The sequence below is a fragment of the Methylosinus sp. genome (assembly GCF_036560965.1).
In the GTDB taxonomy this organism is placed as follows: Bacteria; Pseudomonadota; Alphaproteobacteria; order Rhizobiales; family Beijerinckiaceae; genus Methylosinus.
The window spans coordinates 38050-54610 of record NZ_DATBQF010000029.1 but is presented as its reverse complement, the minus strand read 5'-3'; the positions used below and the strand labels follow the sequence as shown (position 1 = coordinate 54610).

Genomic DNA, 16561 nt, shown 5'->3' with positions numbered 1-16561 from the left:
GCGCCTGCCCAAAGTCGAAGCGGCGCCTCGTAACTTTCCAGAGCGCCGGTGGGCGGCGAATGCGGCCGCCGACGTTTTTTTATTGTGCGATCATTCGGACCGTGTGTCGCGGATCGGCGACACGGCGCGTGAAAGATTTTGCTTCCAATGGATCGGAGGCTTCGACCCGACGGATGTGCATTATTACCGGCTCAGCGGGCCCACGGTGGGGATCGAATATTCGACCCGCTACCGAGCCAGCCATGCGCACCCCCGTGTGGCGCGATCCCGAGAACGACTTCGGCCGGAGGGATTTGCGACTGATGGGCTATGCGTCCCCGCCGCCGAACGAGGCCTGACGCGGCGCGCGCCGATCGCGGTCGGGCTGGTTTCCATCTTCGCTTCGCGCTCGCCGGACGACGCCGAGGCCCTACGGCGCGCGCGAGAGATCGATCGTCCAATCCGGGCCGGATCCGACGCCATAGCGCTCCGCGAAATTCGCCAGATCGAGCGCGACGGCCATGTCGAAGAGGCTGTCGACATAGACGAGCGGCGTCCCCGGCGGAACATCGCCGAAGGTGCGCCGATATCGAGGCCGACCGGCGCCTTTATGCGCGCCAGAGCGTCGCGCGCGACGCCTTTGGCGGTAAGGCGCTCGATGCGCCGCGCATGAGTGGCGCGCGAGCCGAGCGCGCCGATGTAGAAGCAATCGGAGGCGAGCGCCTGCATCAATGCGGGGTCGTCGATTTTCGGATCATGCGTGAGCGCGACGAGCGCGGTGGAGGCGTCCAGGCCGATCTCCGCCAGCGCGTCGTCCGGCCAGCGCAAATTGAGATGGACGCCCGGGAATCGCTCGCGCGTGGCGTAGGCTTCGCGCGGATCGACGATGATCGGCTCGAAGCCCGCGAGCCGCGCCATCGGGGCGAGCGATTGCGCCAGATGGACCGCGCCGATGATGACGAGCCGGGGAGCCGGTTCTCGCCATTCCACGAACCAGCGACGGCCCTCGTGGATCATGACGCCGCGCTCGGCCTCGCGCGGATCGCCGGCCTCGATCAGGCGCGGATCGCCGCCGTCGAGCGGGGTCGCGATCGCATGGGCGATTCGGGCGGCGATGCGCCGGTTCGAGATTTCGAGAACGGCGTCGCCGGCGGCGTTCAGCGTAGCGACCAGCACGCCGATGCGCCCGCCGCAAGAGAGGCCGACGCGCCAAGCGGTTTCATCGGCGACGCCGAACGTCAGCACGCGCGGCGCGCCGTCCGCGATGACATCGAGCGCGGCGGTGACAACCTCGGCTTCCACGCAGCCCGCGGACACGGAGCCTAAAAAGCGGCCGCTGTCGTCGACCACGAGATGCGATCCGACCGGCCGCGGGGCCGAGCCGAAGGTCTCGATCACCGTCGCAACGGCGACGCTGCGACCCGCGCGTCGCCAGCGTTCCGCCTCGAGCAATATTTCCGCGTCTTCGCAAGCCATTCACATGTCCGTCGAGCTCGACCGCCAGCAGCTCTATAGACCCGATTCGTCGCCGCCGCTCATTTTCCGGGCGTGTAGAGCGTGAAGCCGCCACGGTTCGGCATTTCGATCCGCGGCAGCGCCTGCGCGTTCACGACGGCGTCTTCGCCGATCAACCCGTTGATGTGCAGAAGATAGGCGGTCACCGCATAGACCTCGTCATCGGTCAGCGATTTGGGCGCGTCGAAGGGCATGGCCCTTCGCACATAGTCGAACACCGTCGTGGCGTAGGGCCAGTAGCTGCCGATGGTCTTCACCGCCGCCTGTCCGTCCTTCAGCGTGCCGAAGCCGCCCACGAGGCGGTCATTGGGCTTTCCTTCGCCCTTCTCGCCGTGGCAGCCGATGCAGCGGGCCTCGTAGACGAGCCTGCCCTGGCGCGCCGCGCCGGCGCCGGGCGGCAAGCCGGCGCCGTCCGGGCCGATGCTGATGTCGAAGAGCGCGATCTCGCTCGCGCTCGCCGCGCGGCCGAGGCCCGGGCCTTCGGCCTGCGCTTCCGCGCCCACGAGCGAGAGCAGCGCCGCAACTGCGAGCGCGTCACGCATAGACATGCGAGACCTCGCCGCCGGGCGCGACGCCCCAGCTCGTGATGGCGTTGAAATGATAGAGCGCGCGGGCGTCCCGCCGCACGAGCAGCGCATCGCGCGTCGGCTGGACATTGCCGCTCTCGTCGGTGGCCCTGCTCTGCAGCACGGCGGGGCCGCCGTCCCAGCGCCAGGCGATCCGGAACCGTGTCAGCGCCTTGGAGAGAGCCGGCGCCTGCAAATGCGCTTCCGCCCAGCTGCGCCCGCCGTCGGCGGAGACGTCGACCTTGGCGATGCGGCCCGCGCCCGACCAGGCGAGGCCGGATATTTCATAGAGCCCCGGCTCTCTCAGCATCGCGTCGGGAGAGGGAAGGGTGATGACCGATTTCGCCTCCATGGGGAAGACGAATTGCAGCGCCGTTCCATCCGGTTGCAGCAGCGTATATTTGGACGTCTCGTCCTTGGTCATGACCGGCGCGGCGACGAGCTTCAGCCGACGCAGCCATTTGACCTGCATATTGCCCTCGAAGCCCGGCAGCAGCAGGCGCATCGGATAGCCGTTGGACGGGCGAATGCGCTCGCCGTTCTGGTAGAGAGCGATCATCGCATCGTCCATCGCCTTGGCGATGGGGACGCTGCGGCTCATGCTCGCCGCGTCGCCCCCTTCGGCGAGCACGAAACGCGCGGCGGGATCGACGCCGGCCTCGTCGAGCAGCGTCGAGAGACGCACGCCGGTCCATTCGGCGCAGGAGACGAGGCCGTGCAGCGTCTGCGCATTCGCCTTGACCGGCTCTGGCTGATTGAGCGCCGCGCTATTGCCGCCGCATTCGATGAAAGCGATGCGCGATTCCATCGGATAGCGAGCGAGGCTCTCCAGCGAGAAGACCAGCGGACGCGCGACGAGACCGTGAATCAGCAGACGATGCTCGTCCGGATCGATGTCGGGAACGCCGCTGTGGCTGCGCTCGAAATGCAGGCCGTTCGGCGTGATCGCGCCATGCAGGCGATGCAGCGGCGTGCGCGCCGCGCCGGCGCCGGGCGCGTTTGGCGGATTGGCGTAGGCGCGCGCGACCGAGGCCTCGAAACGCGAGGGTTGGCCATAGGCGGTGAAGGGCGAGCCGGGCGCCGTCATCCAGGGCTCGACGGCCAGCGACTCGACGGCCAGCGACTCGGCGCTCGCCGATCCGCTCGCCGCCGCGCCGGCGAGCGCGCCGGTCGCGGCGAGGAACGCTCTTCTGTGGAGGAGGCCGGCGCCGGCGGCCTCCTCTTCCTCGGGCCGATCGGCCATATGTCGACGCTTCATATTTCTCTACCGTCAGCGCGCGGCGGTCTTGGTCTTGGCGGCCTTGACCTCCGCATAGAGCCATTTGACGAAGCGCTCGGAACTCTGCTCCGCATTCGGGACTTTGGCGTCGAATTCGGCGGTCGGCTTGGCGGCGATCGTCTCTTCCAGCGTCTTGCCCTGATCGACGAGAGCGGCCACCTTGTCGCGCACGGCGAGGATCAGGTCGCGCTGGGCGATGAGCGCGTTGCGGTCGACGATCGCGCCATGTCCGGGAACGACCTTGGTGTTGGGGCCCGCGCGTCCGATCGTCGCGCCGAGACCGTCGATGATGCCGGCGAGCGTGCCGCCATTGTTGAGATCGACGACCGGATAGCCGGTGCTGCGAAAATAATCGCCGATCGCGAGAATGTCGTGCTCGGGAAAATAGACGAGCGTGTCGCCATCGGTATGAGCACTGCGGATCGGGATCAAGCGCACATGCTCGCCGTCGAGATGAATGGTGACCTGATTGTCATAGGTCACGACCGGCAGAGCCTGGGCTGCGGCCGGCTTGCCCGGCGTTCCGTCAGCGGCCGGATTCGGATTCTGCAATCGCGCGCGCAGCTGGTCGCGCGCGAAGATCAGCGCGCCGAGCTTGGCGAGATTCTCATTGCCCCCGACATGATCGCCATGGACATGGGTATTGACGAGGAAGCGGATCGGCTTGTCGGTGATCTTCCTGATCGCCTCGACAATCTTGTCGGTCAGCGGCGCGAATTGGGAATCGACGAGCAGCACGCCCTCCGGACCGCTCAGCACGCTGATCGCGCCGCCCTGGCCTTCCAGCACATGGAAATTCTCGGCGAGCTGCGTCGTCTTGATCTCGACCTTGCTGAAATCGGGGCGCTGTTGCGCCATGGCCGCGAAAGCGATAACGCTCCCCGCGAAGGCGAGGGAGGTGCAGGCGACTTTACGCATCGAATCGGCTCCTATTGTGCATTAACCTACTCGTTAAGTAGATATATCGTGAAGCGCCGAGCGCAGACAAATGCTTTTTTCGCGCGGAGCGATCCATCTCGCCGAGGCGAATGGCGGAGAAATAAAGAGCGTCAATGCGGATCGCTCGGGTGAAATTCGTCTCCCGACGTCCAGCGCAAAACGGGTGGCCGCATCGCCGGGCTCGCCATGTCGGCGGCGAGCGCTTTCTCCAGTCGGCGGCGGACGAAGCGCGGGCGCGGGACGTAAGATACATCGTTTCGCGCTTGAAGCGCGTGCGCAACCCTGACGCGGTGGCGCTCGAAGTTCTCGATCATTTCCAGTCCGAGGCGCGGTCGGAGGAGGTCACGGTCCTGCTCGCGGGCGTGAGGTGCGATGTTCTCGCAGCGTTGGAGCGTATGCGAATCCCCGACCGCCATCCGCGCGATCTGATCTTTCCCGAAGAGAAGACCGATTTTTCGGAGACGCTCAATGCGGTGCGCGCGGCGCAGGCTCTCGCGTCCCCAACCAAGGGACGCGAGGCTCGGGTCGGCTATTATCTCGTTTGAGACGCATCGAACCTCGCCGTCCCGAGGCGTCCGATCAGAACTCGAGCGAAACCCTCGCATAATAATAGCCGCCATTGACGCCGAACGGCGAGAACACCGGGAAAATGGCGGCGCCTTGATTTCGCGAGAACGGCACAGTCTGGTCTGGCCGCACGCCGAAGAGATTATTGCCGCCGATGGCCGCGCGCAGGCCAGAGCCGAAGTCATAGGCGATCTCGCCATCCGTGATGAATTTCGGCGTGATGACATTGGTGAAGAAGGGCGCGCTGCCGGTGAAAGGCGACGCCACCGTCTGGCTGATGTTCCCATATTGGGTGAAATGCAGCGAAAAGGTCCATGAATCGTAGAGGTAGGCGCCTCCGAACACGACCTTGGTGCGCGGCGTCACATCGGTGATGTTTGAGCGCGCTGCGGCGTTGAGAAGAGGCGCGCCGTTGAACGCCGCAGGCGTCGGCGCGACAGAGAGGATGGTCGTCTCGATGAAGCTCGCCGCGGCGTCGAAGCGCAATTCGCCAAAAGAGCCGAGATTATAGGCGTAAACGGCCTTCACATCGACGCCGCGCGTTCGCGTGAAGGCGCCATTGACGAAAAAGCTGACGGTGCCGACGGTGCCCGCTTGCAGGGAATTGCCGCTCGCCGTTATCGCCGCGAGCGCGGTGGGACCCGTCAGCGAGCCTGTCGTCACGATGCGATCGCGCAGATCGATCTGATAGGCGTCGACCGACACATGCAAATTCTCGAAGGGCTGAGCGACGACGCCGAGGCTGATATTCGTCGACTTTTCCGGCTTCAACGGCTGTCCGCCGGCGACGCGCGCGGAGGAGGAGTTGGGGGGCAGAACCACCGTCGCCGTGGTGGGGGAGACAGCCGTCTGCGAGAAGAACTCCTCTGCGAGCGTCGGCGCCCGAAATCCGGTGCTCACCGTTCCGCGCAGCGCGATGGCGGGCGAAATGTCATAGCGCGTCGAGAGCTTGCCGTTGATCGTGTCGCCGAAATCGCTGAACGTCTCGTAGCGTCCCGCGACGTCCACCTTCCAGTCCGGCAGTGGCTTGCTGCTGAGATCGACATAGCCGGCGAAGGATTCGCGGCTGTGATCGCTCTCGTCCGTCGGCCGGATTCCGACCCAGGCCGCCGGGCCGGACGAATAATAGGAGAAAAAGTCGCCGCGCCGCACGCCGTAGGTCTCGTGGCGATTCTCGGCGCCGACGGAGATGTTGACAGGCGCCGGGAGGAAGCTCGGCGCAATCTCCTTGCCGAGATCGAAATTGATCGTGCGCAGCGTGCGTAGATATTGGCCGATGTAGAATTGGCGGGGCGTCCAACCGACGCCTAAGGCGGCTAGCGTGGCGTTGAACAGCGAGACGTTGGCGGATTGGTTCAAGCCGACATCGATCTTGTCGGAGCCATAGGTGAGGCTTAGATCCCACCGGATATCGTCGAAGACCTTGCCCTTCGCGCCGCCCGTCAGCGACCAGTCCTCCTCATGGATCGTCTCCGCCGGCACGAAGCCCGAGGGGGCGATAATCTTATTGGCGGCGGTTCCGTTGAGGTTGGGCGCACGGTAGTTCTGGAACGCCTCGCCACGGCGGCCGGCGCCCGTGCCGAAGAGATAGAGCTGGACGCCATTGTCGAATTCGTAGCCGGCGTTGAGCCCGGCGGAGCCGTTGATATAGGCGGCGTCGCCGATGATGGCGGCGACATTCGGATCGACCCACGGATAAGGCGTGCCCGGTCCGACGCGCAGTCCGGTCCCGTCCGATGTGCGATCGGGGCCCGTCTGATTGCTGTGCAGATGCGAGGTCAGATCGGCTCCGAGCGTCAGAAAGCCCCGATCGCCGATCGCGAAACTCTTGTCCGCCTGCAGATTGCGCGTCAGCCCGTCGCCATGCGTGTTCGGATTATAGCTTTGCCCATAGGAGCCGACGAGAGCAGAGACGCCGCCGCCGTCGGAATCGACTTTCAATATGATGTTGATGACGCCGGCGATGGCGTCCGAGCCATATTGGGCGGCGGCGCCGTCCTCGAGAATCTCGATATGGTCCACCAGCGCGACCGGAATGAGATCGAGATCGGCGCCTGCCGCGCCCTTTGTGAAGCCCGAAGAGGAGAGATTTGCGGTGCCGTGCCGGCGCTTGCCGTTGACGAGCACGAGCACATGGCTGGAGCTCAGTCCCCGCAGCCGCGGCGAACGCACGAGATTGTTGAGATCGCCGCCGACGCCATAGATCGAATAGGAGGGATCGAGGCGCTGGAGCGCATCGACGATATTGGTGCGGCCCGTCGCCTTCAGTCGCTCGCCGCTGATCACGGTGACGGGCGCCGTGCTCTCGCGCGCCTTGACGCCATAGTCGCGGGTGCCGGTGACGATGACATCCTCTATCGACGCTTCGCGCGGTTTCTGCTCGCTCGGCGTCTGGGCGCGCGTCTCCGACGCCATGATCGCGATAGCGAGCGCCGCTGCGCTGGCCGCGACGCGCTTCGCCTTTCGATGATGGCGAAGCAGGCTCTTGCATGGCGATCGATCGTCTATTTGAAATGTCATGACTGTCTCCATCAAAAAAAGTCGTTCTCATGACGTGGAGCGGTTCGCCGAATTCCGGTCGTGTGGAGTCTTCGGTCTAGACGCGGGTCACGAGTGTGCATGCGCGGGCGAACGAAGGCGCCGCGATTCCCGTCTAGCGACGGCGCGAGATCAAAGGCTTCGAATTGGTCGGACGAATGTGCCGGACGACGGCGGCGTTCCCTTGCGCGTCGCTCCCGGCGACTGGAATCGATTACGACCGAGAGAGACAGAACCTTCTGTCAATCGCGGTAGGCGCGGTCGAGACCGATGGAGTCTGCGTCGAAAACAAAGGCGTCTTTCTCGTCGAGCGCATGATCTCGGTCCCTCGATAAAATGCTTCGTCTCCGCGGGGGGGGGGGCGTTGTTTATGTCGTCGTCTAAATCATACTTAAATAGTATATAATGCATCGACTCTGTCAATCCCGCCAATGCGCCACCGACAGCGCGAGAATGTGGCCGACGTCACTGACGCTCGCGCGGATCGACGCGGCTCGATCCGATTGACACGCTATCGAAGCGCCGGCCCGGATCCATCTCTCGAGCTCGGCGGCAACGCCTTGACGCGATCCCCCCTGAACAACATTGGCTTTGGCCTGTTTGATGACGATGAGCAGTTCGCCGGCTCGCCGTTGAACCAGGCCGCGGCGCTCCGGCTTCTCGTGCCGCGCTCGACCGTCGCGACATCGCTCTTTCACGAATTTTTCTCGCGGGCGAGTTGGGGCTAGGATCGCCAGGCGTGGGGCAGGCGGAATAGTGCAAAGATCGATTTCAAAGGTAGCCATTTTGAACGCGACAGGATCCTGTGGAGCGTCCGCTGGCATGTGGCGTATCCGATGAGCTATCGTCGACTCGAGGAAATGATGGAAGAGCGAGGCGTCGAAGTTGTCGACCGCAAAGCGGGATTGCAAAGCCGCGCTGCGCTTTTTGCGCAAGGCGATCGGGCGGCACGGCGCGCCGGAGAAGATCACGATCGACAAGAGCGGCGCCGACACGGCGGCGATCGAAAGCTACAACGCTTATGATCGCCGCATGAAGGGAATTCGTCGTTTCGTGCTGGCCGCCGTCGCTGCGGGCTCGGCTGTCCTCCTGCTCGCATCATTGCGCGCGCAGCCGAATGTGGAGCCCGAATATGTCGGCGCGATCGTCTGCGCCGGCTGCCATGCGACGCAAGCCGTAGCCTGGAGCAGATCGCATCACGCGAAGAGCATGACGGCGCCGACGGCCGGAACGGTTCTCGGCGACTTCTCCCGCGCCGATCCGCGATTTTTTCAGCGTGGGAAAGATTATTTCATTCGCGCCGAAGGCCCGGACGGCGAGGAGCGAGAATTCGCCGTCGCCGCGACATTCGGCGTTGCGCCGCTGCAGCAATATCTCCTGAGCTTGCCCGGCGGGCGGCTGCAGGCTTTTTCGATCGCTTGGGATTCGCGGCCGCGGTCCGAGGGCGGGCAAAGATGGTTCGATCTCTATCCGGGCGAGCGCATCGCGCCCGGCGATCCGCTGCATTGGACCGCGCGGGCGCAGAATTGGAACTTCATGTGCGCGGATTGCCATTCGACCGGGGTCGTCAAGAACTACCGCTTCGAGACGGACAGCTACGAAACGCGCTGGCGGGAGCAGAATGTCGCCTGTGAGGCGTGCCATGGACCCGGCTCGCGCCATGTCGAGCGAGCCAAAGCCGGCGCTGGCGCGGGGCTGATCGTTTCCGGCGAGACGGCCGTGGGCTCGTGGGGCGATTTCGACGCGCGCGGGATTCGCCATTGGAAGGGCGAGGCGCGAAAAAATCCCTCGGAGGAGATTTGCGCACCCTGTCATTCGCGCCGGCGGCCGATCGCCCCAGCGCGCCCCGGCGCGGCCTTTCTCGACGCTTTCATGCCGGAGCTGCTGGAGCCGGGGCTCTATTTCGCTGATGGCCAGATCGAGGACGAGGTCTTCGAATGGGGCTCCTTCCAGCAGAGCCGCATGCATGGCGCGGGCGTGACCTGCGTCGATTGCCACGAGCCGCATGGCGCAGAGCTGCGCGCCGAGGGCAATGCTCTGTGCGCCCAATGTCATTCGCAAGCGATTTTCGATCAGCCGCGGCATCATCGTCACGCCGAGGGCTCGCCGGCCGCTCGATGCGTCGCCTGCCATATGCCGCAGCGGACCTATATGCAGATTCATATCCGGCGCGATCACTCCTTCCGCATCCCGCGTCCGGCGGCGAGCGCGCGGCTCGGCGCGCCCAACGCCTGCAACGCGTGCCATGCCGATAAGAGCGCCGATTGGGCTGCCGAAAGGCTGAAGGATTGGGGCGCGACGCGACAGGCGCCGGAGGAGGCGCTCTCCGAGATCGGCCGCGCGACGCGCCTCGCCGCTCTCGCCGGCGAGCCCGGCGTCTCCGCGCTGGAGGAACTGACGCCGGCGCTCCGCGCGCCGTCACCTCTGCTGCGCCTCGGCGCGCTGCGCGCGCTCGGCCCTTATGACGAGGCGATTCGGGAGAGGCTCGCCGGACCTTTGCGCGATGATCCCGTGCGGGCGGTGCGCATCGAGGCCGCGCGGCTGACGCCGCTCGTCGATCATCCGGCGCTGGAGGAATGGCGCGCGGCCGAGAGGCTCGCCGAGGATCGTTCGGAAAGCCATCTCAATCTCGGCGCCTTGGCCGCCGAGCGCGGCGAGATTGCAGAGGCGGAGAGAGAATTCCAGCGCGCGACCGGGATCGACTCGAGCTATGTCCCGGCTTGGCTGAATCTCGCCGATCTGCTGCGCGCCACAGGCCGCGACGCGGAGGCCGAGGCGCCGCTGCGCAAGGCGCTGGCTGTAGCGCCGGCCGACGTCGACGCCCATTACGCGCTGGCCTTATGGCTCGTGCGGCAAAAGCGCCTCGCGGAGGCGAGAGCGCAGGTCGAGACGGCGGCGGGGCTGTGGCCCATGGATGCGCGCTTCACAGAGCTGAGCCGCTTGCTGGCGCGCTGATCCAGAGCGGTTATTTCAGCTCCACGTGAACTGTGTCGATCTGTCCGTTGAAGGCGAAGGGCGCGGCGTAATCCGGGCTGACGGGCGCGCCGGAATCGAGGCCCACGTCGAGCGTCTCATTGTAAGAAAGCTGGAGATTTCCGATCCGCCCTTCTGCGACCTTCGCGCCATTGACGCTGAGGATGATCTTTCCGGCGAAGACCACGCGCGGCTCGAACGAGGTGCGCACCGGCGGCGGCTTGGCGGCGTCGGGGATGAATTCCACGCCGATCCGCGCCGCGCCCACCGGCAGCTTCCCGGTCGAGACGATTTTTCCCGCGACATTGCCCCAGGCCTTGGCGAGATAGACGAGCTTGCCGTCCTTCACATAGATCGAGAAGCCGCCGTAATCGCCGCCATCGGCGAAAATCACGCCTTCCGGCTCGGTGGGCAGGTTCACATCGGCGACGATCGAATGGGCGCGCCGGTTGAATTTCGGCCCGATACGTTGCGGAATATGGTCGGCGCCGGGGCGATAATCGAAGACGACGCGGCCATCGGCGGGCGAAGGCAGATTGCCGCGCGCCGGCAGCAAGGGGTAGATTTGCGTGCGCGCGGCCTCGCGGTCGAACAGCGCCGCCAGCTCCTTCACTTTCTCGGGCTTTTCCGCGGCGAGATCATGCGCCTGCGAGAAATCCGCGCGCAGATCGTAGAGTTCCCAAGGATGCTGGCCGATCGCGAGATCGGCGCCGCGCGTCGCCGACCAGGGCGCGACATGGCGCGCTCCGGCCCACCAGCCGTCCTGATAGATTGCGCGATTGCCGGAGGTCTCGAACACTTGCCGCCCATGGCTGCTCGGCGCCTTCGCGTCGTAGAAGCTCGCCGCGAAGCTCCTTCCCTCGAGCGGCGTTTGCGCCACGCCGTCCACTCTGTCGGGCGGCGTCACGCCCGCCAGCTCGTAAATGGTCGGCGCGATATCGGTGATGTGTTGGAACTGCGTGCGCAATTCGCCGCGCGCCTTGATCTTCGCCGGCCAGGAGACGATGAGCGGATCGCGCGTGCCGCCGAGATGCGAGGCGACCTGCTTCGTCCATTGGAAGGGAGTCGAACTCGCCCAGGCCCAGGCGGCGGCGTAATGATTGTCGAAAATCTCCTCGCCCAGCTCGTCGGCCCGCTTCAGCCGATCCGCGGGCGAAGGGGCCGTCCCGTCGACCGCTATGACGTCGCGGCCGTCGACGCCGCCTTCGCCCGAGCCGCCATTGTCGCCCGCGATGTAGAGCACCAGCGTGTTGTCGGCGATCCCGTCCTTCTCCAGGCTCTTCAGCAGACGGCCGATCTCGAAGTCGGTCTGCTCCATGAAGGCGGCGTAGACCTCCATCTGCCGGGCGAACAGCTTCTTTTGGTCTCCCGAGAGCGCATCCCAGGCCGGCAGCTCGGCGGGGCGCGGAGTGAGCTCCGCATTGGCGGGTATGACGCCGAGAGCCTTCTGCCGCGCGAAGGTCTCCTCGCGCAGTCTGTCCCATCCCTTGTCGAAGGCGCCGGCATATTTGGCGATCCATTCTTTGGGGACCTGATGCGGCCAATGGGTGGCGCCGGGCGCGAAATAGAGCAGGAAAGGCTTGGCGGGCGCCACCGCATCATGGGCATGTACCCATTTGACGGCGTCGTCGACGAGGTCGGTGGTGAGATGATAGCCCGGCTCGCCGGCGCGGGGCGGATCGGCCGGCGTCGTGTTGCGATAGAGCCGCGGCGCATATTGGCTGTCATAGCCGGCCAGAAACCCATAGAAATATTCGAAGCCCAAGCCCGTCGGCCATCGATCGAAGGGGCCGACAGGCGAGATTTCGTCATAGGGCGTGTTGTGCCATTTGCCGAAGGCCGCTGTGCTATAGCCATTGTCGCGCAGGACGCGGGCGAGGCTCGCGGCGCTCCGCGGCCAATGCGCATTGTAGCCGGGGTAGCCTGTCGCGCCATCGGCCACGGAGCCGAAGCCGATCTGATGATCGGTGCGGCCGGACAGAAGCGCGGCGCGCGTCGGCGAGCATAGAGCGCTCACATGGAAGGCGTTGTATTTGAGGCCGCGCGCCGCCAGCCGATCCAGCTCCGGCGTTTTCGCCGGTCCGCCGAAAGTGGATGTGGCGCCGAAGCCGGCGTCGTCCAGCAGCACCAGGACGACATTGGGCGCGCCGGCCTTGGCCACGACCGGCGGCAGCCAGGCGGGCGGCGCAGCGTCGCGCGACGGATCGACGATCACGGCGGGGGTCGGCTCGGGCCTGGGCAGGACTTCCTCGGCCCGGACGCCGAGCGACAGCGTGAGAGCTGCGCCAGTGGCGGCAAATGAAGCGATGCGCATTGGGACCCCGCCGATTCGACGAGCCTGACGAGCGTCCGAGCGCGATGCGTCTCGAACGGGCGGAAATAGGAAAATCGGCAGGAGGCCGACCGCGGCAAGCCCCCGGATCGCGCTCAACGGGCGCCTTTCCAGACGTCGTTGCCGCGCACGTCCAGCCTTCGAGGAAGAAGCTGCGCTTCGGTGAAAGCGTCCGAGATTTTCTGTTGCTCGGAGAGCGCGTCTTCATCCACCAGAGCGACCGCGTAGCTGCGCCGACTATTGGCGAGCTCCAATGTCGCCGCGTCCAGCCCGACCAGCGGGGCCAGTCGCTCGGCGGCTTCCTTCGGGCGAGCCTTGACCCACTCACCGGCCTTGCGGAGCTCATCGACGACGATCTTCAATACGTCGGGGCGATTCAGCGCATATTTCGTCGACGCCAGATAGAAGCGCCGATAGCTCACATCAGCGACGCCGCCGTCGGCGAGCACTTTCACGTCGACGCTTTTCTGCAGCGCCGCCAGAAAAGGATCCCAAATCGCCCATGCGTCTATCGCGCCTCTCTCGAACGCCACGCGTCCGTCCGCGGGCTGAAGATAGACGACCTCGGTCTCCTTCAGCTTCACTCCGGCCTTCTCCAAGGCCTGTAGAGTGAGATAGTGGACGCCGGCCGCTTTCGCGAAGCCGATTTTCTTGCCTTTGAGATCGGCGAGCGCCTTGATCGGGGAATCCCTGCGCACGACGATCGCCTGGCCCGTCGGCGAGGGCTTTTCCTGCGCGAGATAGGTCAATTTGGCGTTCGCCGCCTGGGCGAAGAGTGGGACGGGCTCGGCGACGTCCGCCGACAAATCTATGCTGCCGACATTGACCCCTTCCAGAAGCGGCAAGCCGGAGCTGAATTCATACCAAGCCACTTTCACGCCCAAGGGCGCCAAGGCTTTCTCGAGAGCGCCCTGCCCTTTGAGAAGGATGAGAAGCGAAGAGGATTTTTGGTAGCCGATACGCAGAACCTCTTCCGCCGCGAGGGCCTGACGCGCTCCGATGGACGCGAGAAGCACTGTCGCGATCATCGCGAACGCTACCGCCGCCGCAGAATTCCAAAATCCTCTCGCCATGAACGTCCGCTCCGATCGCCTCGGCAGGTAGCCGCCGCGCTTCGACCCTATCGCAATAAGCCTATTAGTTCTAGTGACAGAATAGGCTTCTGCAGGCCATCGTCTCGATCCTGTCGTCGATCAGTACAGCTTGACCAGCATGGTTCCGCCGAATGCGCGGGGATCATTGGGCCAGCCGATCGTCGCGGGCGTCGTCGCATTGCCCGGCGCCCAGGCGGTGAAGGGCCGATTGTCGAACAAATTCTTCACCCACACGGACAAAGCATAGCGTTCGTCGTCCGTTTTCAGGCCGAAGCCGAGATTCGTTCGCGTATAGGGCGAGGTCCAATATTGAAACACGGCGTGGGGGTCGGTCAGCTGGACTTTGTCCTGCCATGCGGCGTTTGCATAGAAGAAGCTTGTGACCGATCGATCCGCCCATTCGCCGAGACCGCGGAAGAGCGGTCCCAAGGGCCGTTCGTAATTCACGCCGACGTTGAAAGACCAGAGCGGGACGAGCTCCCATCGAGAATTGGACCGCGATAAGGTGAGCGGAGCGGAAAGAAAGCCCGCCGGCGGGTTGGCCGGCGTCGGCCACAGCCAATCCGCGGGCGTCGCCGCATTGGCGAAGTCGAGCCAGCGGGCGTCGGTGCGCGCGCCGGAATAGTTGAACGAGAGACCCTCGAGCGGCGTCGTCCAGCGGCCGTCGATCTCGACCCCTCGCAGTTGCACATGATTGGCAGTTCCGAGATAAGTGGTGCGGATCGGCTGACCGAGACTGTCCTTGTAGGAGGTGTCGGTCAGATTGGTCTGGAAATTATAGATGTCGTTCCAATAGAAATTGATATTGGCCACGAGCGCGCCGTCGAGCCAGGTCGTTTTCGCGCCGATCTCAAAGTCCCATGAGACCTCCGGCTTGGTGATCACCGGCTGCCAGCCTTTGAGATTGCTCTGGCCGTCGAGGATCGGCTGCGCGGCCGTATTGACGGCGCCCGCCTTCTCGCCACGCCCGATGAGGCCGAAGATCAAAATGTGTTCGTCTATCCTGTATTGGGGATTGAACACGCCGGTCAACGAATTGAGCGATTTGCTCACGCCGCCCGTGTCGAAAAATCCCTGGCCGCCGCCAGATCGGATAGCCGCCGTTTGCTGCGCGAGAGAAAATTGATTGGGATAGATCTGCTCCCAGCTGAAATTGGAGCCTTCCTTGATCTCATAGCTGTCGCGCAGACCAAAGGTCAGCGCCAATTGCTCGTCGACATGATAGGTCGCCTGACCATAGGCGGCGACATGGAAGGTCCGCGCCTTGCCGTCGCGATTGTTCTGGAGCCCGTTGAGCAGAGCCGGGGCGCCGAACCAGGCCGCGGCGTCGGAGCCGAATTCGGTCAGGTTATGGTTCCAGACATATTCATACATGGAATAGAGGCCCGTCGCCCATTCGAGCGTCTGCTCCTTTGGCGATGCGAGCCTGATCTCCTGCGAGAACTGATCGACATAGCTGTCGACGCGGCCGCCGCTGATGGAGAGCTCCTGATTGCCGAGCGGCACGCGCGGCTGCAAACGGAAATGGCCATAGGCGGAAATCAGGCTCAGCGTGTTCTCGCCGAGCTGAATATTCGCCTCGTTCGAGACATTGTGCTGCTGGGCGTAGAAAGTCGGCGTGCGCGTGAAATAGGGCTTGAACGGATCGAAGGTGAGAACCGGCCGCCCGAGTCTTTGCGCCAGAGTCTGCGAATAGGTGCGCGCGGGCAGCGTGCCATTGGCGAAAAGCTGGAACGAGTCGCCGAAGGCGCAAACCGTGCTGCTGCAGGCGCCGATATTGCTGTATTCGGCGGAGCGTCCGTAATTGAAGATCAAACGGTCGGTCACGCTGTCGCCGACATAATATAATTGCCCGCGCACGCCCCAGCGATTGTCGTTGCGATAGCCGGCGCCGGTGACTTGATCGCGAATCCAGCCGTCGCTCTTGTCGAGATAGAATGCGACGCGATAGGCCAGCGTGTCGTCGATGATCGGCCCGGTGACGTTCAGCTTCTCGATGATGCGATTGTAATTGGCGAAAGACGTCTCGAAGCTCGCCTTGCGCTCGAATGACGGCAATTGCGTGCGCAAAACGACGTTGCCGACCGTGGTGTTCTTGCCGAAGGCCGTCCCCTGCGGGCCGAGGCCGATTTCGAAGGATTCGAGATCGACGAAATCGCCCCATTGGAAACCGAAATTCTTCCAGAATACATTATCGACGACGAAGCCCGTGTCTGATTCCGCCCCGTCTCCCGTTCCGGCGCCGAGCCCGACGCCTCGGATCGTCGCCGGACGTCTCGGATGGCTGCCGTCCACTCTGTAATTCGGGACCTTTTGCGCGAGATCGGTCAGGCGATCGAGATGTTCCCGCTCGGCGGTCTTGGAGGTCACGACGACGATCGGCCGGGGCTGCTTCGTCGCCTGCTCCTGTCGTTGCGTTCCGTCTCGCGCGCCGCCGGTCACGCGCACATCGCCGACTTGCGCATCCTGCGCGAGGGCGACGTCGAGAGAAAGGCAAGCGATCCCGGTCAGCAGCGCGCCTCGTCGCGACCGAGCGCCCAAACGGCGCCGTTTGTCGAAGCTTTTCGGAGTGACGCGCATTCTAAGCCTCATATAACTATTAACTCGATGTGTTTTAAGTGAATATACCGACATAAGGACACGGTCAAGCTCGCGGGTCGCGCCTTGCGTGGGACACGGGAACGAAGATAGAAAGCAGGATGGGCGAGACGAAGCGCCGCCGTGCGTCTCGGCGCAGCAGCGGCGCATTTGCCTACTGAAGAGCTAGGGAGTTTAGACC

Annotated in this window: 11 protein-coding genes and 3 pseudogenes; 6 read left to right on the top strand and 8 right to left on the bottom strand. The window is 64.5% G+C overall.

Annotation, left to right across the window (positions count from 1 at the left end):
- Nucleotides 1–103: 103 nt before the first annotated feature.
- Nucleotides 104–193 (top strand): annotated as a pseudogene (locus VIF40_RS21445) (hypothetical protein); the annotation flags it as partial.
- 35 nt (nt 194–228) lie between these two features.
- Here VIF40_RS21445 and VIF40_RS09755 read toward each other — a convergent pair.
- Genes VIF40_RS09755 through VIF40_RS09740 form a run of 4 tightly spaced genes read right to left on the bottom strand, consistent with a single transcriptional unit; the run spans nt 229 to nt 4257 of the window.
- Nucleotides 229–1455 carry an XdhC family protein gene (locus tag VIF40_RS09755; protein ID WP_422656640.1) on the bottom strand — a complete coding sequence of 409 codons (1227 nt, stop codon included), beginning with the start codon at nt 1453–1455 and terminating at the stop codon, nt 229–231.
- A 59-nt stretch (nt 1456–1514) separates the two neighbouring features.
- Nucleotides 1515–2042, bottom strand: coding sequence for a cytochrome c (locus tag VIF40_RS09750; RefSeq protein WP_331937329.1), 528 nt, complete (start codon nt 2040–2042; stop codon nt 1515–1517).
- Nucleotides 2029–3303, bottom strand: a complete 1275-nt coding sequence (gene soxC, locus VIF40_RS09745; RefSeq protein WP_331937328.1) for a sulfite dehydrogenase — start codon at nt 3301–3303, stop codon at nt 2029–2031. The genes VIF40_RS09750 and soxC overlap by 14 nt, the downstream gene beginning before the upstream one ends.
- A gap of 27 nt (nt 3304–3330) precedes the next feature.
- Nucleotides 3331–4257, bottom strand: coding sequence for an MBL fold metallo-hydrolase (locus VIF40_RS09740; protein WP_331937327.1), 927 nt, complete (start codon nt 4255–4257; stop codon nt 3331–3333).
- Nucleotides 4258–4550: 293 nt separating this feature from the next.
- Here VIF40_RS09740 and VIF40_RS09735 point away from each other — a divergent pair, with 293 nt between their 5' ends.
- Entirely contained in the window at nt 4551–4823 is a 273-nt protein-coding gene (locus VIF40_RS09735; protein ID WP_331937326.1) for a hypothetical protein, read from the top strand.
- 34 nt (nt 4824–4857) lie between these two features.
- Here VIF40_RS09735 and VIF40_RS09730 read toward each other — a convergent pair whose 3' ends face one another.
- The gene (locus VIF40_RS09730) at nt 4858–7365 is read right to left on the bottom strand and encodes a TonB-dependent receptor plug domain-containing protein (protein ID WP_331937325.1); all 2508 of its coding nucleotides are present in this window, start codon (nt 7363–7365) and stop codon (nt 4858–4860) included.
- A 473-nt stretch (nt 7366–7838) separates the two neighbouring features.
- Here VIF40_RS09730 and VIF40_RS09725 point away from each other — a divergent pair, with 473 nt between their 5' ends.
- The 4 genes and pseudogenes from VIF40_RS09725 to VIF40_RS09715 all read left to right on the top strand — a co-directional run bounded on the left by VIF40_RS09725 (nt 7839) and on the right by VIF40_RS09715 (nt 10338).
- Nucleotides 7839–8111 carry a hypothetical protein gene (locus tag VIF40_RS09725; RefSeq protein WP_331937324.1) on the top strand — a complete coding sequence of 91 codons (273 nt, stop codon included), beginning with the start codon at nt 7839–7841 and terminating at the stop codon, nt 8109–8111.
- A gap of 36 nt (nt 8112–8147) precedes the next feature.
- Nucleotides 8148–8270, top strand: a pseudogene (locus tag VIF40_RS21440) (IS6 family transposase); the annotation flags it as partial.
- Nucleotides 8269–8400, top strand: a pseudogene (locus VIF40_RS21435) (DDE-type integrase/transposase/recombinase); the annotation flags it as partial. The pseudogenes VIF40_RS21440 and VIF40_RS21435, both read left to right, overlap by 2 nt.
- A 15-nt stretch (nt 8401–8415) precedes the next feature.
- Nucleotides 8416–10338, top strand: a complete 1923-nt coding sequence (locus VIF40_RS09715) for a cytochrome c3 family protein (RefSeq protein ID WP_331937348.1) — start codon at nt 8416–8418, stop codon at nt 10336–10338.
- 10 nt (nt 10339–10348) lie between these two features.
- Here VIF40_RS09715 and VIF40_RS09710 read toward each other — a convergent pair whose 3' ends face one another.
- From VIF40_RS09710 to VIF40_RS09700, 3 genes are all read right to left on the bottom strand, one after another.
- A complete protein-coding gene (locus VIF40_RS09710) occupies nt 10349–12670 on the bottom strand; it encodes an arylsulfatase (RefSeq protein ID WP_331937323.1) in 2322 nt (773 codons plus the stop codon).
- A 113-nt stretch (nt 12671–12783) separates the two neighbouring features.
- Entirely contained in the window at nt 12784–13716 is a 933-nt protein-coding gene (locus VIF40_RS09705; protein WP_331937322.1) for an aliphatic sulfonate ABC transporter substrate-binding protein, read from the bottom strand.
- 165 nt (nt 13717–13881) lie between these two features.
- Nucleotides 13882–16362 (bottom strand): TonB-dependent receptor, encoded by a 2481-nt coding sequence (locus tag VIF40_RS09700; RefSeq protein ID WP_331937321.1) that lies wholly within the window; start codon nt 16360–16362, stop codon nt 13882–13884.
- Nucleotides 16363–16561: the final 199 nt, after the last annotated feature.